The sequence below is a fragment of the Pseudomonas sp. Marseille-Q1929 genome (assembly GCF_017316265.1).
In the GTDB taxonomy this organism is placed as follows: domain Bacteria; phylum Pseudomonadota; class Gammaproteobacteria; order Pseudomonadales; family Pseudomonadaceae; genus Aquipseudomonas.
In genome coordinates this window covers 146626-166236 of record NZ_JAFLWU010000012.1, presented here as the reverse complement: position 1 = coordinate 166236, position 19611 = coordinate 146626, and the positions used below count along the sequence as shown (strand labels likewise).

Sequence of the window (19611 nt, the reverse complement as noted above, 5' to 3'; positions counted from 1 at the left end):
TGACAAAACGGCTCACAAAATCCATTTACAATGTTATTTATTTCACATTTAATGCATTCAACTTAACACAAACCGGCTTTTGCCAGCACCCTCTCCCACAGGACTTCTGCCATGCCCCAAGACGCCTCCTCCCTCGCCGCCTACATCGACCACACCTTATTAGCCGCCGACGCCTCCCAGGCGAGCATTCGCCTGCTGTGCGACGAGGCCCGTCAATATGGCTTCAAGTCCGTGTGCGTCAATAGTGCCAATGTGCCGCTGGCGGCCGAGTGCCTGGCGGGCGCGCCGTCGTTGGTGTGCGCCGTTGTGGGCTTCCCGCTTGGGGCAGGCCTCGGTGCCGCCAAGGCCCATGAAGCCCACCTGGCGATCCAGGCCGGTGCGCGGGAAATCGACATGGTGCTGAACATCGGCTGGTTAAAGGACGGCCTGCTGGACCTGGTGCGCGATGACATTGCCCAAGTGCTCAAGGCCTGTGGCGAAGTACCACTCAAAGTGATCCTGGAAACCGGCCTGCTCAACGATGAACAGAAGACCCAGGCCTGTGTGATCTGCCGGGAGTTGAACGTCGCCTTCGTCAAGACCTCCACCGGCTTCGGCCATGGTGGCGCGACATTGGCCGATGTGCGCCTGATGCGCGAAGTGGTTGGCCCGGTGATCGGCGTGAAAGCCTCCGGCGGCGTACGCGACGTGGCGACCGCCCACGCGATGATCGAAGCGGGCGCGACGCGACTGGGCAGCAGCTCCGGGATCGCGATTGTCAGCGGCGCGACGGCGGTGGCAGGCGCCTACTAAGACCTGGCTTGGAGCGAGCAGGCTCGCTCCAGCACGCGTTACTTCACCTTGCTGCTCAAGGTATCTACACTGCGCTTCAAGTCGTCCAGGCTGCGCTTGAGGCTGTCGATATCACTCTTTTGTCGCTCGATCGTGCTTTTTTGATCTGCCACCGTGCGCTTGAGATCCGATAACTGACTGTCACTGGCGTTGGAACTGGAGCCGTTCTTGCGCTTGAACTCGTCGAACTCGCGGCCTTGGGCATCCAGTTTGCTTTTCACGTTTTGCAGGTCGGTATCAGTACGCTTTTGGCTGGCTAGCAGGCCTTCGATGTCACCCACGGAGATGGCCGAGGTCTTCAGGACATACCCGTTCCCGCCCTCCTGCGAGGCGCCGGTCAGCCGGTCGCCGCTTGACGCACCAAACACCCCCCACTGCACCGTATCTGCCGCTTGCGCCGCACCCGCCAACATCCCCACAACACTTGCAGCAATCATCCAGGCACGCTTGCGAACACTGAGCATCATTGATTCCTTTCCAGACTGCCGAGATGGCATATCGCTATGACTGCACGATATGAATCTTGTTCCCGCACCGTAGGAATCCTCTGTTTCCCCTCGGAATATCCGCGTAGATCACTGATCTATCGAGGTTTTTCTTCTGCGCCTTGGTGCAATAAAGCTGCCCCTCGGCCTTGCACCGAAGCGCCTGGGCCTATATATTCCCAACCCTGCAACAACGCGCTACCGCCCGAATGGCGAAACTGGTAGACGCATGGGACTTAAAATCCCCCGCTCGTAAGGGCGTCCCGGTTCGATTCCGGGTTCGGGCACCATCTATATCAAGGGCTTGCGTGATTAACTTCATGCAGGCCCTTTGTGTTTCTGTTCCGCAATTTATGAATCTGTTCCGCAATTCCAGCCTTCCGGCGTCCTGCCGACTGAATACCAGACAAGCTGCAAACGGGAAAACCGGAGCGTCTCAGCGATCAAGGTAAATCTCTTTCAAACCATCGTACGTCGCGTTCTCGAGTGCTAATAGGCGAGTTGGATTCTTGCCGCCTTAACCCCAAAAACCAGTCACCCAGCAACAGATGCGCACGAACTCAGGATTGTCTGATGTTCGCGACCCCGAACGACTGTCAATCTTGGAAAAATCATCAAAACGAGCAGTTATGATTCCCTCGAAAATTTCAGCATTCGTAATGCACAACATCGCGATTACAACACTCTTGTGTTCGTCAGGCGCAATGGCGGCTTGCAAGTTCGATTATGGTCATAGCGAGCAGACGTTGAATTTCGGTGCCAGTTTGGGCAGTGAAAGTATGCCCGTCCCCCGAGATGCGCCCATTGGCACCGTTATCTTCACGCAGCGTCTCAGCGCGAGAGATCCGTATTTCAAATGCAATGCGACAACCAAGTATGGCCTCACCATGAACCCCGCCTTGGGCACACCTGCCTCCGACACTACTTACCCTCTGGGTAAAACAGGGCTTTCATTTCGTATAGGAACGGGTAAACCAGAATTGCCATACCTGCCTAATTCGGTGGATCTACTTCCAGGCGACTACCGCACCGGGATGGAAGCCTTCACACTTGAGATCATAAAAACCGAAGAACTAATATCAGAAACCCCAGTTCCAGCAGGCCTCCTCGGCAATTTTCAAACCACCGACCTGGTATTCATTAAATTTAACCTGATCAATCCTATCAATCTAAATGCCGCATCCTGTAAATCCCCTAATGTGTCAGTCCAAAATGGGTGATGACTATCGCATAATGGATTTCGACAATGCGGGTGATGCACCTCGCTCGGTTAAATTCAATATTGACCTCAACGAGTGCCAAACTGGAATCAAGAAAGTCAACTATGCCATCAAAGCCAATACCCATGTCATCGATGCTGGAACGGGCATGGTAGCACTTGACTCCAGCTCAACAGCCAAAGGGATAGGACTAAAACTAATGGATGAGACCGGGCAACCTATTGCGCTAGACACCCCTTATTCATTTAATGGATTCAACACCTCTGCCACTGGCTTTAAAATCCCGCTAGCCGCTGCTTACTATCGATTACCCAATGCCTATGTTGAGGCAGGGACCGCAAACTCATCAGTCACTTTCATAATGAGCTACCTATAGTGAGCAGTGCTTGAGGTCCAGCGCACTGTGAAAGTAGAAGCTCAACCCTATGGAGACTTCTATCAGGGGCATAAACGCAAGGCTAGAAAAGCTGCTTCATAAATTCCTGAGTCGTTACATCCAGCCCATAATCTTCACCGAATGCAACTTTAACCCCCTCATTTGCCCTTAGCAGCATCTCACTGTGCATACCAAGAGCAGCCTCTTGATGGTAATACTCGTACCGTTCCTGCACGTACTTATCCTTGTAGGCTTGCAGGCGTTCAGCTGCCAGGGCCTTGAGGTTCGGATCCGTCTCTTGGGCTAGCGCGCGCTCATCCTCTTGCAGACGCCGTGCAGTTATACCGAGCCGCAAATTTGCCTTACGAAAGCGCGTCTGGGTGCGTATGACGTTCAAGGCGCGAGTGGTGAACTCTATTGCCGCCTCTCTTTTCGTCTCGGCGCCCGACCAATCGGCAGATTGCATCTCAAGCAGGTCGGCCGTCAGCTCCTTCTCAGCATCTTCACCGCGCGCCAAGTAGCTGGACAGGTCTAGTTTCGGTTCCCGTTTAAACGCAAGCAAATGCCTGGACACCAGTGATGACGCTTTTGCCACGTTATCCCGGCTATGCAGTTCGCTCCATCTATAAGCGGCTGCTCCACATCCGAGAATGACCAGTAAAAGCATGACGATAGTTTTTTTCATGGATCCCTCCACGGCCCCCTTTAAAACCCGCCTCCTGGCGGTTTTTTCGTTTGATCGTCCCACACTGCCACATCAAGGCTTGATCTTTTTCAGCTCGCCCAGCAACTCAAGCAACTGCTGCATGTTGTCTTCGCCGAACTGACGCTGGATTTCCAGATAGCCGCGCTCCATGCCCTCGCTCATCGACAGGAAGCACTGATGCCCCTGCACCGTCAGGCTGAGAAAGATACGCCGCTGATCCTCGCTGGATTTGCGCCGTGTTACCAGACCATCGCGCTCAAGGCGTTTCAGGACGCCGCTCATGCTGGGTTTGAGAATGCACGCCTGGTTGGCCAGCTGATGGCTTTCCAGTTCGCCCTGCTGACGCAAGATGCGGATCACCCTCCATTGCTGCTCGGTCAGGTCGTGTTCGTTGAGCCCTGGACGGAAGAAGGCCATTGCGGCCTCGCGTGCCTGGAGCAATGTGAGGGTCAGAGAAGGTCTGGGATTGGCCATTTCGTGTGCGCGCTGTGGAAGAGCGGCCAGATTAAGGTCGACGGCCCTCGGGTGCAACAGCGCGGCAGATGGCATGTCGCTTCGACCCACACGAAGTGTCGCAGGAAGGCTTTGCTTTTTTGCATTATCGATAATATGTTAACGACACAAAAGGGCATCCATAGTCCCTGCCAACGATCCCAATAAAAACAACAAGGAATCACCCCATGCGCGTCAGCACCCGCAGTGCTTTGGCCTCATTGAGCCTGTGCACCACCGCCCTCCCGTTCCAGGCCTTTGCCGACTTTATCCAGGACAGCAAGGCCACGCTGGAAACCCGCAATTACTACTTCAACCGCGACTATCGCCAAGCCAACGCGCCGCAAAGCCAAGCCACCGAATGGGCCCAGGGCCTGGTGTTGCGTTACGAGTCCGGCTTTACCGACGGCACACTGGGGTTCGGCCTGGATGCGTTGGGCCAGTTGGGGCTCAAGCTTGACTCAAGCCCGGACCGCCATGGCACCGGCCTGTTGCCTTACGGCGCCAGTGGCCGGGCGCCCGACAGCTACAGCGAGCTGGGGCTGACCGGCAAAGTGCGCTTGTCGCAGACCGTGTTGAAAGTGGGCACCCTGCAACCGCAACTGCCGGTGGCCGCGTTCAACGACACGCGCCTGCTGCCCTCCACCTACAGCGGCGAACTCATCACCTCCAAGGAATTCGACGGTTTGACCGTGAACCTGGGCCGCCTGGAACAACAGAACCTGCGCGACTCCAGCAGCAACGATTCCATGAGTTACGCCGGCGTCAACACCCGCTATCTGGACCTTGCCGGCGGCAGTTATGCGCTGACCCCGACGCTCACCGCGAGCTATTACCATGCGCGCATGAAGGACATCTACAGCCAGGATTTCGCCGGTTTCACCCACGATATGCCCTTGGGCGGTGGGGTCAGCTTGCGCTCGGACCTACGCTATTTCGTCACCCGTGAAGACGGCGACCACCGCCTGCGCGCCGCCACCCGCGTGGATGGCGGGCGGATCAACAACCGGTTTTTCAACGGCATGGAAAGCTTGAGCATCGGCGGTCATCGACTCGGCGTGGGGTATCAGAACCTGTCGGGCCAAGGTGATTTCGCCTACCCGGGCCTTGACCCCTACTCCGTCAACCTGGTCACGATCAACGTCTTCACCAAAGCCGAAACCGACGCCTGGCAGCTGCGGTATGACTACAACTTCGCCGCCATGGGCCTGCCGGGGCTGACCTTCATGACCCGTTACGTCAGCGGCTCCCACATCGACACCAACCGCGTCAGTGGCGGCACCGAGCGCGAGCGCGACACGGACCTGAGCTACGTGGTGCAGAGTGGAACCTTCAAGAACCTGAACATCCGCCTGCGCAATGCGACGTTGCGCTCCGGCGGCGGCTTGACCACCGACATCGACGAAACCCGGCTGATCGTGGGCTACAACCTGTCGCTGTTCTAAAGACGTGGAAAGTGCAATCGATCCACCGTAAAGCGCATGTTCGTGCCGCATAAAATCCATCAGCATGGGTCTCTCTTTCTTCAGCCGCGCTCTGCGCGGTTTTTTTTCGCAGCCGTTGGATGAAGACGGAACAGACCGATGCTGACGCTAGCGCAAACCCGCCTGACGTTGCCGATACTCCCCCGGGGTCATGTGGGCGTAGCGCTGGAAAAAACGGCTGAAGTAAGCGGGGTCCTTGAAGCCCAGCTGGTAGCAGATTTCGTTGGCCGAACCCCGTGTAAACAGCAACAAACGCTTGGCTTCCTGCATGACGCGCTCAAGCACCAGGCGCTTGGAGGGCAAGTCGGCGATACGCCGGCACACGTCATTAAGCCTTGCCTCCGTAACACCTGCGGCCTGCGCATAACGCGCCAATGCCCAGTGCTCAAGGTAGTGGGCTTCGATCAGCTCATTGAAGCGATGGAATATCTGCAAATCCTCATGGCGCGCGGGCGTTGCCTCCAGGGAATTGGCGCACAGCCGCAACAGGCTGATCATGATCAAGCGCGTCAGGCTCAACAGCGCCGCGCTGTGACCTGCCGCCGTGTTGTTCATCTCGACGCGCAACTCTTCGAACAAAAACGCCAAGCGCCGCGCTTCGCCCTGATATTCGGGGGCCAGCCGATCCAGCGCAACACAGGCCGCCGCCAATTGCGGGCCCGGTGCCAATTGCGGGTCACTCTCGATCAATTGCCAGACCAGTTGCTGGCGCACCGTCAACACATGCCCGTCGCTGTCGGCTTCGGTGACGAACGAATGGGGGATCGTCGGCGGCGTGAGGAAAAACATCGGCCCCGACTCCAGGTATTGCTGGTCGTCAAGGTAGACACGCACCGCGCCGCTTTTGACGTAGTGCACCTGGAAAAATCGATCGTGCCGATGCACCGGCATATTGCGCCCGAAAAAGCCGGCGAGGTTGCCCAGCTTGTCGTAGTGCACCTCGCTGTCGCTGTAGCGCTGGTCGTAGACCTGCCCGATGTTGATGTTGGGGATCGGGTGACGATCATTCATCTGTCTGTACTCATTATTTTTATCGGTATCGCCTGCAGCGCCGCTCATGGTGCGCCTGCGAAAAGACTTTCGCCACCAGCGCAGGCCTTGACGATCGTTAACATCTTAATTATAACGTTAACACATTAACAATTGAGGCGAGGCCAACCGCGCCCCGTCCCTGCCAGGAGAAAAGCATGAGCCGTGCCTTGCATGACGCTGCGACCGGCACCCTGTTCGGTGTTGCACTGAACTACCAGGGTCTGGTTGATCAGCATCTCGCTCAATTCCACGAAGCGCCGTACAAGCAGCCGCCGGTCAAACCGGTGCTGTTCATCAAGACGCCCAATACGCGCAACGGCCATGATCAGGCAGTGATTTACCCTGCGGGTATCCAACACCTGCAACCCGGCCCGGCGCTGGGCGTGGTGATCGGCAAAGACGCCAGCCGCGTCAGTGAGGCGCAGGCCCTGGACTACGTGGCCGGCTACACCATCGTCAACGAGTTCAGCCTGCCGGAAGACAGCTACTACCGCCCGGCGGTCAAGGCCAAATGCCGTGATGGTTTTTGCGCGATTGGCCCGGAGCTGATTCCCCGCGACCAAGTTAAAAACCCCCACGACCTGAGCCTGAAGCTGTGGGTCAACGGCGAACTGCGCCAGGAAAACTCCACGGCAAACTTCGTGCGCAGCCTCCCGCAACTGATTGCCGAAATCACTGAATTCATGACCCTGCACGCCGGTGACGTATTGATCACCGGCACGCCGGAAGGCCGCGTCGACGTGCTGCCGGGTGACCGGGTCGAAGTGCAGATCAGCGGCCTGGGTAGCCTGGTCAATCACATCGTCGCCGAGCAGGAGGCCACTGTATGAGACACGCACGTATCCGTTTTGAAGGCGCCATTCATGCCGCAACCGTGGAAGGCGACGACAACACCCTGCACCTCGCCGACGGCCGCCGCATCCCGGCCAGCGCCGTCGAATGGTTGCCGCCTGCCACTGGCAGCATGTTCGCCCTGGGCTTGAACTACGCCGACCACGCAGCGGAACTGGCCTTCGCGCCGCCGACCGAACCCCTCGCCTTTGTGAAATCCGTGGGCACCTACACCGGCCACGAACAGATCACCTGGCGCCCGGACAACGTCGCCTACATGCACTACGAGTGCGAGTTGGTGGCAGTCATCGGTAAAGCCGCCCGCAACGTCAAGCGTGAGGATGCGCTGGACTACCTGGCCGGCTACACCCTATGCAACGACTACGCGATCCGCGATTACCTGGAAAACTACTACCGCCCCAACCTGCGCGTGAAAAACCGCGACGCCACCACCCCGGTCGGTCCGTGGATCGTTGACGTGGCCGACGTGCCCGACGCCTCCAACCTGAAGCTGCGCACCTGGATCAACGGCGAGCTGCGCCAGGAAGGCAGCACCAAAGACATGATTTTCGACATCCCCTACTTGATCGAATACCTGTCCAGCTTCATGACCCTGCAACCGGGCGACATGATCGCCACCGGCACCCCGGAAGGGCTCGCCGATGTGGTGCCGGGCGATGAAGTGATCGTGGAAGTCGAGGGCGTCGGCCGCCTGGTCAACCGGATTGTCAGCGAAGCCGAATTCTTCAAGCAGCAAACTCTCAAGAACAAAAAACTCGCTGAGCAAGAGGCGTGAACAGCATGATCAAGCACTGGATTAACGGCCGCGAAGTCGAAAGCAAAGACGTCTTCATCAACTACAACCCCGCCACCGGCGAGGCGATTGGTGAGGTGGCCAGCGGCGGTGCCGAAGAAGTCGCACAAGCCGTGGCCGCCGCCAAGGAAGCCTTCCCCAAGTGGGCCAATACCCCGGCGGCGCAACGCGCCAAGCTGATGCGCAAACTCGGCGAACTGATTGAGCAGAACGTGCCGCACCTGGCCGAACTGGAAACCCTGGACACCGGCTTGCCGATCCACCAGACCAAGAACGTGTTGATCCCACGCGCTTCCCACAACTTCGATTTCTTCGCCGAAGTGTGCACCCGCATGGACGGTCACACCTACCCGGTCGATGACCAGATGCTCAACTACACCCTGTACCAGCCGGTGGGTGTATGCGCCCTGGTGTCGCCGTGGAACGTGCCGTTCATGACGGCCACCTGGAAGACGGCGCCGTGCCTGGCGCTGGGCAATACCGCCGTGTTGAAAATGTCCGAGCTGTCACCGCTGACCGCCAATGAACTGGGGCGCCTGGCCGTCGAGGCCGGCATCCCCAATGGCGTGCTCAACATTATCCAGGGCTACGGCGCGACCGCCGGTGACGCGCTGGTGCGGCATCCCGATGTGCGCGCCATTTCCTTCACCGGTGGTACGGCCACCGGCAAGAAGATCATGCAGACCGCCGGGCTGAAAAAGTATTCGATGGAACTGGGCGGCAAATCGCCGGTAGTGATCTTCGAAGATGCCGACCTGGAGCGCGCGCTGGACGCGGCGCTGTTCACGATTTTCTCGTTGAATGGCGAACGCTGCACCGCCGGCAGCAGGGTGTTCATCCAGGAAAGCGTGTACCCGGCCTTTGTCGCCGAGTTCGCCGCGCGGGCCAAGCGCCTGATCGTCGGTGACCCGCAAGATCCGAAGACCCAAGTGGGCTCGATGATCACCCAGGCCCACTACGACAAGGTCACCGGCTATATCAAGATCGGCATCGAAGAAGGCGCCACCCTGCTGGCGGGCGGCCTTGAGCGCCCGGCCAACCTGCCCGCGCACCTGGCCAAGGGGCAGTTCATCCAGCCCACCGTGTTCGCTGATGTGAACAACAAGATGCGCATCGCCCAGGAAGAAATCTTCGGGCCAGTGGTGTGCCTGATCCCCTTCAAGGACGAAGCCGAAGCCTTGCAGCTGGCCAACGACACCGAATACGGCCTGGCCTCCTACATCTGGACCCAGGACATCGGCAAGGCCCATCGCCTGGCGCGTGGCATCGAGGCCGGCATGGTGTTCATCAACAGCCAGAACGTGCGTGACCTGCGTCAACCGTTCGGTGGCGTGAAAGGCTCGGGTACCGGTCGCGAAGGCGGCCAATACAGCTTCGAGGTGTTCGCCGAGATCAAGAACGTGTGCATCTCGATGGGCAGCCACCACATCCCGCGCTGGGGCGTGTAACCGGACCACCGTGTGCGGCGGGCTTCACTTATATTCGTCGAAGACCGCCGCACAAGCACCCAACAACAAGAAAGGAGCCTGATCATGGGCAAGCTGGCATTAGCCGCGAAGATTACCCACGTTCCGTCCATGTACCTCTCTGAGCTGCCCGGCCCACGCCAGGGCTTTCGCCAGGCGGCCATCGACGGCCACTATGAAATCGCCCGCCGCTGCCGCGAACTGGGGGTCGATACCATCGTGGTGTTCGACACGCACTGGCTGGTCAACGCCAATTACCACGTGCTGTGCGGCCCGCATTTCAAGGGCGTGTACACCAGCAATGAACTGCCGCACTTCATCAGCAACATGCCGTACGAGTTCCCCGGCAACACTGAACTGGGGCTGTTGCTCGCCGAAGCCTGCAACCGTTTCCAGGTCGAGACCATGGCGCACCATGCCACCACCCTCGGTCCGGAGTACGGCACGCTGGTGCCGATGCGCTACATGAACCAGAACCAGGACTTCAAGGTGATCTCGGTGTCCGCCCTGTGCACCTCGCACTATCTGGCGGACAGCGCGCGCCTGGGCTGGGCCATGCGCAAGGCCGTCGAAGACCACTACGACGGCACGGTGGCGTTCCTCGCCAGCGGCTCGCTGTCGCACCGCTTTGCGCAAAACGGCCAGGCGCCGGATTTTGCCACCAAGGTCTGGAGCCCCTTCCTGGAAACCCTCGATCACCGCGTGGTGAAAATGTGGGAGGACGGCGAGTGGCCGGAGTTCTGCGGGATGCTCCCGGAATACGCAGCCAAAGGCCACGGCGAAGGGTTCATGCATGACACCGCCATGCTCCTCGGCGCACTGGGCTGGAGTGATTATGACGGCAAGGCCGAAGTGCTGACGCCGTACTTCGGTTCCTCCGGCACAGGGCAGATCAACGTGGTGTTCCCTGTGACGCCGCAGGACGGCGCCAACATTCCCCCGGCGCAAGCGGCCAACCCTGGCGCGGTGTTATCCACCAGCCGCCTCTAAGCACAGGAGACTCGACATGCCGCACCTGGTGCTGCTTTACACCCCCGAGCTTGAGCAAGAGACCGACGTTTCTGCGCTCTGCCGTGCCCTGGCCGACACCATGCTGGAACAGCGCGACGAGGCCGGCAAAGCCGTGTTCCCCACCGGCGGCACTCGCGTGCTGGCCTACCCGGCGGCCCACAGCGCCGTCGCCGACGGCAAGGGCGACTACGGTTTTTGCTACGCCAACCTGCGCATGGGCAGCGGCCGCAGCCCAGCGGTGCACCAGGCCGTCGGCGACAGCTTGCTGGCGGTGCTGCGCGCCCATCTTGAGCCGATTCTCCAGCGCCGCCCGCTGGGCATCACCCTGCAAATCGATGAAAGCGCGGCGCAGGTCTACGACGCCAAGCACAGCAGCCTGCACCCGTTGTTCAACAAATCCAGCTGAGGGCGGCCCGCCGCCCTCCTCCCGTGCCTATCTCATATAAAAAGAAGTACAACATCATGAGCACAGCCAACACTGCCACACAGCCTTTGCGCCATTCGCAAGACAGCACCCACAGCACCATCACCTGGCGGCTCATGCCGCTGTTGCTGGTGTGCTACCTGTTTGCCCACCTGGACCGCATCAACATTGGCTTTGCCAAGATGCAGATGAGTGCCGACCTGCACTTCAGCAATACCGTGTACGGCTTTGGCGCCGGGCTGTTTTTCGTCGCCTATGCCTTGTTTGGCGTGCCCAGCAACCTGGCGCTGGACCGCTTCGGCCCGCGGCGCTGGATTGCTTGCCTGATGGTGGTGTGGGGGATTTTGTCCACCAGCATGCTGTTCGTGAACGATGCCGCTGGCTTCTACGTATTGCGCTTTTTGCTCGGTGTGGCGGAAGCGGGATTCTTCCCGGGCATCCTGGTGTTTCTCAATCGCTGGTACCCGGCGCGTCGGCGTGCCCAGGTCACCGCATTGTTTGCGATTGCCGTGCCCATGGCCGGGGTGATCGGCGGCCCATTGTCGGGCGGCATCCTCGAGGCCTTCCACGACTTCGGCGGCCTGCGGGGCTGGCAGTGGATGTTCCTGATCGAAGGCGCCCCGGTGGTGCTGCTGGGGCTGGTGGTCCTCAAATGCCTGCCTGACTCTTTTGAAAGCGTGAACTGGCTGACCGATGCACAAAAGGCTCAACTGCGTGAGCAACTGCACAGCGAAGAACAACGCAAAGCCATCACCTCGTTTGCCGGCATCCTCAAAGACTCCCAGGTCTGGGTGCTGGTGGCGGTGTATTTCGCCGTCATGCTCGCGGTGAATACCCTGGCGTTCTGGATGCCGTCGCTGATCCACGGTGCCGGTATCGGCAGCGATGGCAAAGTCGGCCTGCTGAGCGCCGTGCCGTACCTGGCAGGCTGCTTTTTCATGATCGCCTGCGGGCGCTCCTCGGACCGTCGCCGCGAGCGCCGCTGGCACTTGCTGGTGCCGCTGCTGATGTCCGCCAGCGGCATTGCCATCGCCGGCCTGCTGCCACAAAACCCGCTGCTGGTGATGACGGGCTTGATCATCGCCGGCATGGGCGCCAGCGCCGCGTTGCCGATGTTCTGGCAACTGCCACCGGCGTTCTTATCCAACTCGACCCAAGCGGCGGGCATCGCCCTGATCAGTTCCTTCGGCAGCATTGCGTCGTTCCTGGCGCCGTACCTGATCGGCTGGATGCGCGACAACACCCAAAGCGCCAGCCTGGCCCTGTATGTCCTCGCGGCCTTTATCACCTTGGGCGCCTTGCTGGTGCTGCGCACCCAGGCCGCCATCGTCAATCCACAGTAAGAGACCCTGAACATGCTTCCTTCCAGCGTGATACAGCAAGCCGCCGCACAACTGGACCAGGCCGAACGCACGGGCGAACAAGTGCGCCAGTTTTCCCTGGACCACCCCGACATCACCATCGAAGACGCCTATGCCATTCAACGGGCCTGGGTGGACCGCAAAATCAAGGACGGGCGCAAGCTCGTCGGCCACAAGATCGGCCTGACGTCGCGCGCGATGCAAGTCTCCTCGAACATCAGCGAACCGGATTACGGCGCGCTGCTGGACGACATGATCTTTGACGAAGGCACCGACATCCCGTTCAGCCGCTTTATCGTGCCACGGGTCGAAGTGGAGCTGGCCTTTATCCTCGGCAAGCCGTTGAAAGGCCCGAACTGCACGATTTTCGACGTGCTGGACGCGACCGAATGGGTCATCCCCGCCCTGGAGATCATCGACGCGCGCATCCAGCAAATCGATCCGCAGACCAAGGCCACCCGCAAAGTCTTCGACACCATCTCCGACAACGCAGCCAACGCCGGTGTGGTCATGGGCGGACGCGCCGTGCGCCCGACGGACATCGACCTGCGCAAAGTCCCCGCCGTGCTCTACCGCAACGGCGTGATCGAGGAATCCGGGGTGTCCGCCGCCGTGCTCAACCACCCGGCCAAAGGCGTGGCCTGGCTGGCGAACAAGCTGGCGCCGTATGACGTCACCTTGCAGCCCGGGCAGATCATCCTGGGCGGCTCGTTTACGCGTCCGGTGGCCGCCAATCCCGGCGATACCTTCCATGTCGACTACGACATGCTCGGTTCCATCTCCTGCCGTTTTGTCTGACGAGGAACCTGTCATGAATATGCCGGTAAATCTCTTCAAGCAACGCCTGGGCAGCGGCACCGCACAAATCGGCTTATGGTTGGGCCTGGCGGATGCGTATTGCGCGGAACTGGCGGCCAATGCCGGTTTCGATTGGCTGCTGATTGACGGCGAACACGCGCCCAACGACCTGCGCGGTATGTTGAGCCAGCTGCAAGCGGTGGCGGCCTACGCCAGCCAACCGGTGATTCGCCCGGTGATTGGCGATACGGCGCTGATAAAACAAGTGTTGGACCTTGGCGCACAGACGCTGTTGGTACCCATGGTGGAAAGCGCCGAACAGGCGCGCCAGTTGGTGCGCGCGATGCACTATCCGCCCCAGGGTGTGCGCGGTGTTGGCAGTGCGCTGGCGCGGGCTTCGCGCTGGAACAGCATCCCCGGTTACCTGGAGTTGGCCAACGCGCAGATGTGCCTGCTGGTGCAGATTGAAAACCCCGAAGGGCTGGCCAACCTTGACGCGATTGTTGCAGTGGAAGGCGTCGATGGGGTGTTTATCGGGCCTGCCGACCTCAGCGCCGCCATGGGCCATCGCGGCAACCCTGGCCATCCTGACGTGCAAGCCGCGATTGAGGACGCGATTGTGCGCATTCAGCGGGCGGGCAAAGCGGCTGGCATTCTCAGCGCCGACGAAACCCTGGCGCGCCGCTATATCGAACTGGGCGCGGCGTTTGTCGCGGTCGGTGTCGACACCACTGTGCTGATGCGCGGGCTGCAAACCCTGGCCGGTAAATTCAAGGATTCGCCGCTGCCAACCAGTGCTGCTGGCGGCGTCTACTAGGACTGGCACCGCCTTGCACCCAGACCGCTTTCATGTGAATGAAGCGGTCTTTTTGCCTAGCGCTTGATCGCCTTCAGTTCTGTGAGCAAGGCCAGCAAGGTCTGGAGTTTCTCGGCGCCGAAGCGTTCCTGCAAGCGCTGGTAATTTTGCTCCATGCAATCGCTCATCGAGGCAAAACACGCCTGGCCGCCTTCTGCCAGCGTCACCAAGACCCGGCGCTGGTCCTGCTCGGCCTTGCGCCGATGCACCAGGCCAGCCGCTTCCATGCGGCTCAGGACACCGGTCATGCTGGGTTTGAGAATGCAGGCCAGGTCGGCCAGGCGATTGGTTTCCAGTTCGCCCTGTTGAGTGAGGATGCGGATAACGCGCCACTGCTGTTCGGTCAGGCCATGTTCATTGAGTGAAGGCCGGAAAAAGCTCATGGCGACTTCGCGTGCTTGCAGCAGATTGAGGGTCAAGGACGGGCGGGGTTTGGTCATGCATCACAGCCAGCTATTTTGTTAATACGTTAATCAATTTATCACAGCTTGCTCAGCCTGTGGTTCTGCATCCGCCATCTGGCGCGGGCGATGGCACGCAGGTACAAAAGCGAAGGCAGGCACAGTCAAGACACCTACCGCTCGTTAGGCCCTTAATGTGCGCCATGGAACAGGGCTTGCTAACGCCTTGTCGTGACGTTTTTTTCAATCTATTCAGGCCGCGCCATGATCACTATCGAAACGCCAACCTATTACTCGGCCACCAAAAAATACAACCTCGCCTTCCCGACCCTGGAACAGGATATCGAAGCGCAAGTGGTGATCATTGGTGGCGGTTTTTCGGGCATCAATACCGCGCTGGAACTGGCCGAAAAAGGCATCACCAATATCGTGGTGCTGGAGGCGCGCTACCTGGGTTTCGGCGGTACCGGGCGCAACGGCGGCCAGATCATGGCGGGGATCGGCCACGACCTCGAAAAGATCAAAAGCAGTGTCGGCGAACAAGGCCTGCGCGAGATCTTTGAAATCAGCGAATTGGGCGCGGGCATCATCAAGGACCGCATCGCCAAATATGCCATCGATGCGGACTTCTGCCATGGCTATGGCTACATGGGCTTCAATGCTCGCCAGGCGAAAACCCTGCGGGCCTGGGAGAAGGACTTCAAGCGCATCAATACCCGCGATGAGATTCGCTTCATGGAAGGCAACGAGGTCAAGCAGATCATCGGCTCCGACGCCTACAGCAGCGCCCTGCTGCACATGGGCGGTGGCCATGTGCATTCCCTCAACTTGCTGCTGGGCGAAGCCAAGGCGGCGTCCGGCCTGGGTGTACGCATCTTTGAACACAGCCCGGCCCTCGAAGTGACCTACGGTGAACAGATCACCGTGCGCACCGGCCGTGGCTCGGTGAAGGCGCAGAAGTTGCTATGGGCGTGCGACAGCTTCCTCAACAAGCTGGAGCCGGAACTGCACAAGACCACGATCAACACCTACGCGTTCCAGATGATGACCGAGCCATTGCCTGAAGAACTGATCCAGCGCATCAGCCCGATTCGCGGCGCCTACAGCGATATCCGTCCCGTTATCGATTACTACCGCGTGACCAATGAGAACCGCCTGCTGTTCGGCGCGGCCACGCCGGTGATCGAGCATATTCCCAAAGACCTCAAGGCGTGGAATCGCCAACTGATGCTGAACATCTTCCCCTACCTCAAGGACGTGAAGATCGACCTCGCCTGGGGCGGGCCGATGGCGACGGGCGCCAACCTGTTCCCGCAAATCGGCACGCTGAGCGGCCGCCCGAACGCCTTCTACGTGCAGGGCTACGCCGGATTTGGCGTCACGCCGAGCCACATTATCTGCAAGGTGCTGGCCGAGGGCATGAGCGAAGGCTCGTCACGCTACAACCTCATCAGCTCCGTCAAGCACGCACAAATTCTCGGCAAGGATCACATCCGCCCCTTGATCCTCACGGCCGGCAAAAGCCTTCACCAACTCTCGGGCTACTTCAACGGTCGCCGTTGATTGACCCGCTCACACGACTCACTGGAGAACTGCCATGACCATTACCACGATCGAGCAACACATCAAGCTGTCGGCACTGGATGCCTGGGGCACCGTCGCCGACCTCGGCTCGACCATCCTCGAAGGCGAAGTCAACGCCTTCGGCAAGATGACCTTTGGCGCGCCCACCGACCCGGTCAGCAGCGCTTACTTCGGCACCACCAAGGGCAAGTTCCGCATGGAATACCCGTTCAACGAGCAAGCCACCGTGGTCACCGGGGAAGTGATCCTCACGGAAGAAGCCACCGGCAACAGCACGCGTTATGGCGTGGGTGACAGCTGGTTCGTGACCAAGGGCACTGCCGTGGTGTGGGAGATCGTCAGCGAAGAGTTCGTCAAGCACTACTTCGCTGTCGCTTGATCGCATTGCTGTAACGGGCTTATGACCACTGCCGATCTTCGGCAGTGGTTTTTTTATGCCTGCCCGGCGGCCAGGGCAATCGAATCGCCGAGGATTCGCCACAAGGCGGCGACGCGGCGGCGGTAGGTTTCTTCGTTACCGTAGATCAGCTCGACGTGCAGGCTGTCGATCAGCCCGATGTACGCGTCCTGGAATATCCCGAGATCGGTGGCGTTCAGCGCGGGGTACTTGGCCTTGAGGCTGATCCCGAACAGGTCTCGCATGCGCTCAAGGTAAGCTTCAAAACCTGCACTCACCTGCCCCTTCAATTCGGTAGGTGGAAAAAACGCCGTGCGCAGTAGAAAGCGCAGCGCCGCCGAAGACTCATAGCGCTGCGCAAGATGGTCGGTGTACAGCGTGTCGAGGCTGACCGAAGCGCTGGCAGCCACGGCAAACCGCTCCTCGAGGTACTGGCGTTCGGTGGTCAATGCCAACGCCAGCACCGCACTGAACAGGTCATCCTTGCTTTTGAAATGCGCATACAACGACGGCTTGCGCATGCCCGCCAGCACTGCGATGTCATTGAGTGAGGAGGCGTCGTAGCCCCGCTCGGCGAAATGCACCAGGGCGATGTCGCAAATTCTGCCCGCTGAAGGGCTGAGCACTTTCATGTGAATATCCTTGCCAGCAATCTTTTATCAATGATTTAACGCGGTGATCTGATCCGCCTTGCCTTGGCGCACGCTGATCCAGGTAAGCAACCCCACCACCGCGGCGCACAGCACCAGCAAGCCGCCCCACGCCGTGGCGCCGTGGTTACTCACCAGGCCGGTCAGGGGTGTGGCGCACGCCGAGATGCCCAGTTGAAAAGCCCCCAGCAACGCAGCGGTCGAACCCAGCGCGGAGGTTTGCGAAGACATCACCAGGGTCATCAGCGTGGTTTCGGCGATCCCCACGCCCAGCAACGCAAGCGCCACTCCGGCCACCAGCCAAGACAAACCCAAACCGGCAGCCGCGCTGATGCAGGCAATCAAAGCACCCGCGACGATGCAGCAGGCACCCGCCACCGCCATGCGTGCCAGACCGTATTGGCCGACCAGCTTCGCCGCCAACGACGCCCCGATGAGGATCGCAACACCGGTTGCGCCGAACAGGGTACCAAACTGGGCAGCGGGCAACCCGAAGTCGTTCTGGTAGATGAACGTCGCCCCACCGATGTAGGCGAACAGGAAGAAGAACACCGCTGACAAGGCCAGCGCCGGTTGCAGAAAACGCGAGTCCTGGGCAATGCGTGCGTACGTACGGATTGCCCGCTTGAAGTTCAGCGGCTCACGCTTGTTCGCGGGCAAGGTTTCCCGCAGCACCACCATGGAGTTCACCGCCACCAACGCGCCCAGGGCCGCCAGCACCACCATCACCGCACGCCAGCCAAAGTGCGCATCAATGTAGCCGCCCAGTGCCGGCGCGATAATCGGCGCCACGCCTTCGATGGTCATCAGCAAGCCAAACAGCTTGGCCGCCTGCACGCCTTGGGTGACATCACGCACCATGCTCATGATCACCACCAGGGTCAGCGCGCTGCCTAGCCCTTGAATGAAGCGCGCCAGCAGCAGCCAGTCCAGCGTCGGTGCCGCACCGGCCACCAGCGCGCTCACGCTGAACAACACCAGCCCGGCGATCAACGGGCGCCTGCGCCCCCATGCATCGACGACAGGGCCGAACAGCAATTGGCCGAGGCCCATCGCCAACAGGAACACCGTCAACGTCAGCTGGATACTTGCCACGCTGGCCGAATACTCCACCGCCATCTCCGGCAAGCTGGGCAGATACATGTCGACGGCCGACGGGCCGAGGGCACCAATGGCACCCAAGGCCACGGCAAATTTCAACGAAGGACTGTTTGAATTAATCGATTTCATCATAAGCTCACGACTTGCAACCTACCGGTCGGTAGGGTGAAGTCGTGAGGTTAGCCAATGCCTTGGCGAAAGGTCAAGTCGTTAATCAATTAACAGTCAGGCGGCACCCGCTAACACGCCCGATAGCGCCTGCGCGCGGAAATCCTTGGGCGATTGTTCGAAGTGCTTTTTGAAGGAACGGCTGAAGTGCGCGGAATCGGTGAACCCCCACTTATAGGCAATCGAGGTGATCGACTCCGCACGCAGGAATGGATTGGCCAGGTCCGTGGCGCTGCGCTCCAGCCTGGCGCGCTGGATGTAACGGCACACACTGTCGCCCTCTTCCTCGAACAGCCGGTAGAGATGCCTGACGGAAATTTTCAGGCGCCCCGCCAGGCACGCGGGTGTCAGGTTGGTCTGGGCCAGGGACTCATCGATGACCTTCTGCACGTAGCTGCGCAGGTTCACGCCGCCGAGCACCGCAGCATCGTTGGCCTTCTCCTCGGCCTGTTCAAACCCGGAAGCCAACAGCAGGATAAACGCGCTCTGCAAGGCCTCACCCTCGGCCGCCGCACTGTCGGTGCCGTCGCTGCCCTTGCACGCCTGGTCCATCAACAAATGCAGCATGCGCCCGCACGCCTTGGTCGACGAAATCTTGCCAAAGATCGGCGAGACGCCTTTGAGCTGGCGCTGCACCTGCGCGCGCGACAATGACAGCGACACATGCTCGATCAGGCCATGGGGGGCAATCGCGCAAGGGCCGACCGAATCCATCAGCATCAGGTCGCCGGGCGCCAACTGGATGGTCACGCTGCCCTGGGTGATGTGGGAGTAACCGGTGCGCTGGCTGACCAGGAAACAGTGTTCGTCGTTGTCGCAATCGGCACGATCACCGTAACGCACGATATTGCCGGCGTTGGTGCGCATATTGGCCAGTGACAATCCGCCATGGGACCAGGTAGAAATATCACCAATAAACAACGAACGATTGAACGCCAGTTGGGTTTCGAAACGACCACACAATGCCTGCATGGTGGTGGTCCACTGGTCTAGCCCGTCCCAGGCAGCCTGATGGATGCTCATGAATACCTCCGCACGCGATGCTTATTTTTGTGCACCAATAGTTAACATGTTATCTATAGGCGCACAACTGTAGATCTATGCAAAGTACATAAGCACAAGC

General features: G+C 59.8%; 22 protein-coding genes and 1 tRNA gene. 15 read left to right on the top strand and 8 right to left on the bottom strand.

The features are described 5' to 3' along the window. The first annotated feature begins 111 nt into the window (after positions 1–111). Positions 112–792, top strand: a complete 681-nt coding sequence (deoC, locus tag J1G37_RS15435) for a deoxyribose-phosphate aldolase (protein ID WP_207043032.1) — start codon at positions 112–114, stop codon at positions 790–792. Between the two features lie 38 nt (positions 793–830). On the opposite strand, the gene J1G37_RS15430 is transcribed toward deoC, so the two are convergent. Continuing rightward, positions 831–1298: a hypothetical protein gene (locus J1G37_RS15430; RefSeq protein ID WP_242551600.1), complete on the bottom strand. Its 468-nt coding sequence runs from the start codon at positions 1296–1298 to the stop codon at positions 831–833. 221 nt (positions 1299–1519) lie between these two features. On the opposite strand from J1G37_RS15430, the gene J1G37_RS15425 reads away from it, so the two are divergent. The 3 genes from J1G37_RS15425 (at position 1520) to J1G37_RS15415 (ending at position 2912) form a co-directional block, all read left to right on the top strand. Further along, a tRNA-Leu gene (locus tag J1G37_RS15425) sits at positions 1520–1606 on the top strand. A 339-nt stretch (positions 1607–1945) separates the two neighbouring features. Beyond that, positions 1946–2536, top strand: coding sequence for a hypothetical protein (locus tag J1G37_RS15420; protein WP_207043030.1), 591 nt, complete (start codon positions 1946–1948; stop codon positions 2534–2536). Further along, complete coding sequence (locus J1G37_RS15415) at positions 2529–2912, top strand: fimbrial protein (protein WP_207043028.1); 384 nt, start codon at positions 2529–2531, stop codon at positions 2910–2912. The genes J1G37_RS15420 and J1G37_RS15415 overlap by 8 nt, the downstream gene beginning before the upstream one ends. Before the next feature lie 82 nt (positions 2913–2994). On the opposite strand, the gene J1G37_RS15410 is transcribed toward J1G37_RS15415, so the two are convergent. Continuing rightward, a complete protein-coding gene (locus J1G37_RS15410) occupies positions 2995–3597 on the bottom strand; it encodes a hypothetical protein (protein ID WP_207043027.1) in 603 nt (200 codons plus the stop codon). A gap of 72 nt (positions 3598–3669) precedes the next feature. Beyond that, positions 3670–4092: a homoprotocatechuate degradation operon regulator HpaR gene (gene hpaR / locus J1G37_RS15405; protein ID WP_207043026.1), complete on the bottom strand. Its 423-nt coding sequence runs from the start codon at positions 4090–4092 to the stop codon at positions 3670–3672. Positions 4093–4298: 206 nt separating this feature from the next. Here hpaR (J1G37_RS15405) and J1G37_RS15400 point away from each other — a divergent pair, with 206 nt between their 5' ends. Next, the gene (locus tag J1G37_RS15400; protein WP_207043025.1) at positions 4299–5555 is read left to right on the top strand and encodes an OprD family porin; all 1257 of its coding nucleotides are present in this window, start codon (positions 4299–4301) and stop codon (positions 5553–5555) included. Positions 5556–5702: 147 nt separating this feature from the next. Here J1G37_RS15400 and hpaA read toward each other — a convergent pair whose 3' ends face one another. Continuing rightward, positions 5703–6605, bottom strand: a complete 903-nt coding sequence (gene hpaA, locus J1G37_RS15395; protein ID WP_207043024.1) for a 4-hydroxyphenylacetate catabolism regulatory protein HpaA — start codon at positions 6603–6605, stop codon at positions 5703–5705. Between the two features lie 176 nt (positions 6606–6781). On the opposite strand from hpaA, the gene J1G37_RS15390 reads away from it, so the two are divergent. From J1G37_RS15390 to hpaI, 8 genes are all read left to right on the top strand, one after another. Then, entirely contained in the window at positions 6782–7456 is a 675-nt protein-coding gene (locus tag J1G37_RS15390) for a fumarylacetoacetate hydrolase family protein (RefSeq protein ID WP_207043023.1), read from the top strand. Next, entirely contained in the window at positions 7453–8253 is an 801-nt protein-coding gene (locus J1G37_RS15385) for a fumarylacetoacetate hydrolase family protein (protein ID WP_207043019.1), read from the top strand. The genes J1G37_RS15390 and J1G37_RS15385 overlap by 4 nt, the downstream gene beginning before the upstream one ends. A 5-nt stretch (positions 8254–8258) precedes the next feature. Continuing rightward, entirely contained in the window at positions 8259–9719 is a 1461-nt protein-coding gene (gene hpaE, locus J1G37_RS15380; protein ID WP_207043016.1) for a 5-carboxymethyl-2-hydroxymuconate semialdehyde dehydrogenase, read from the top strand. Between the two features lie 84 nt (positions 9720–9803). Next, entirely contained in the window at positions 9804–10727 is a 924-nt protein-coding gene (gene hpaD, locus J1G37_RS15375) for a 3,4-dihydroxyphenylacetate 2,3-dioxygenase (RefSeq protein WP_207043014.1), read from the top strand. A gap of 16 nt (positions 10728–10743) precedes the next feature. Beyond that, a complete protein-coding gene (locus J1G37_RS15370; protein ID WP_207043013.1) occupies positions 10744–11154 on the top strand; it encodes a 5-carboxymethyl-2-hydroxymuconate Delta-isomerase in 411 nt (136 codons plus the stop codon). Positions 11155–11210: 56 nt separating this feature from the next. Next, positions 11211–12515 (top strand): MFS transporter, encoded by a 1305-nt coding sequence (locus J1G37_RS15365; RefSeq protein ID WP_207043011.1) that lies wholly within the window; start codon positions 11211–11213, stop codon positions 12513–12515. A gap of 12 nt (positions 12516–12527) precedes the next feature. Next, the gene (hpaH, locus tag J1G37_RS15360; protein ID WP_207043009.1) at positions 12528–13331 is read left to right on the top strand and encodes a 2-oxo-hept-4-ene-1,7-dioate hydratase; all 804 of its coding nucleotides are present in this window, start codon (positions 12528–12530) and stop codon (positions 13329–13331) included. 13 nt (positions 13332–13344) lie between these two features. Continuing rightward, the gene (gene hpaI / locus J1G37_RS15355; protein WP_207043007.1) at positions 13345–14148 is read left to right on the top strand and encodes a 4-hydroxy-2-oxoheptanedioate aldolase; all 804 of its coding nucleotides are present in this window, start codon (positions 13345–13347) and stop codon (positions 14146–14148) included. 56 nt (positions 14149–14204) lie between these two features. On the opposite strand, the gene hpaR (J1G37_RS15350) is transcribed toward hpaI, so the two are convergent. After that, the gene (gene hpaR / locus J1G37_RS15350) at positions 14205–14627 is read right to left on the bottom strand and encodes a homoprotocatechuate degradation operon regulator HpaR (RefSeq protein WP_207043006.1); all 423 of its coding nucleotides are present in this window, start codon (positions 14625–14627) and stop codon (positions 14205–14207) included. Between the two features lie 225 nt (positions 14628–14852). Here hpaR (J1G37_RS15350) and J1G37_RS15345 point away from each other — a divergent pair, with 225 nt between their 5' ends. Together J1G37_RS15345 and J1G37_RS15340 are read left to right on the top strand one after the other, a co-directional pair. Then, entirely contained in the window at positions 14853–16151 is a 1299-nt protein-coding gene (locus J1G37_RS15345; protein WP_207043005.1) for an FAD-binding oxidoreductase, read from the top strand. Positions 16152–16185: 34 nt separating this feature from the next. Then, positions 16186–16551, top strand: coding sequence for a cupin domain-containing protein (locus tag J1G37_RS15340; protein ID WP_207043003.1), 366 nt, complete (start codon positions 16186–16188; stop codon positions 16549–16551). 53 nt (positions 16552–16604) lie between these two features. Here the strand turns inward: J1G37_RS15340 and J1G37_RS15335 are convergent, their stop codons facing one another. The 3 genes from J1G37_RS15335 to feaR all read right to left on the bottom strand — a co-directional run bounded on the left by J1G37_RS15335 (position 16605) and on the right by feaR (position 19511). Further along, positions 16605–17201 (bottom strand): TetR/AcrR family transcriptional regulator, encoded by a 597-nt coding sequence (locus J1G37_RS15335; protein ID WP_207043001.1) that lies wholly within the window; start codon positions 17199–17201, stop codon positions 16605–16607. Positions 17202–17228: 27 nt separating this feature from the next. Then, the gene (locus J1G37_RS15330) at positions 17229–18449 is read right to left on the bottom strand and encodes a multidrug effflux MFS transporter (protein ID WP_207043000.1); all 1221 of its coding nucleotides are present in this window, start codon (positions 18447–18449) and stop codon (positions 17229–17231) included. A 96-nt stretch (positions 18450–18545) separates the two neighbouring features. Beyond that, positions 18546–19511: a transcriptional regulator FeaR gene (gene feaR / locus J1G37_RS15325; protein WP_207042999.1), complete on the bottom strand. Its 966-nt coding sequence runs from the start codon at positions 19509–19511 to the stop codon at positions 18546–18548. Positions 19512–19611 lie beyond the last annotated feature (100 nt).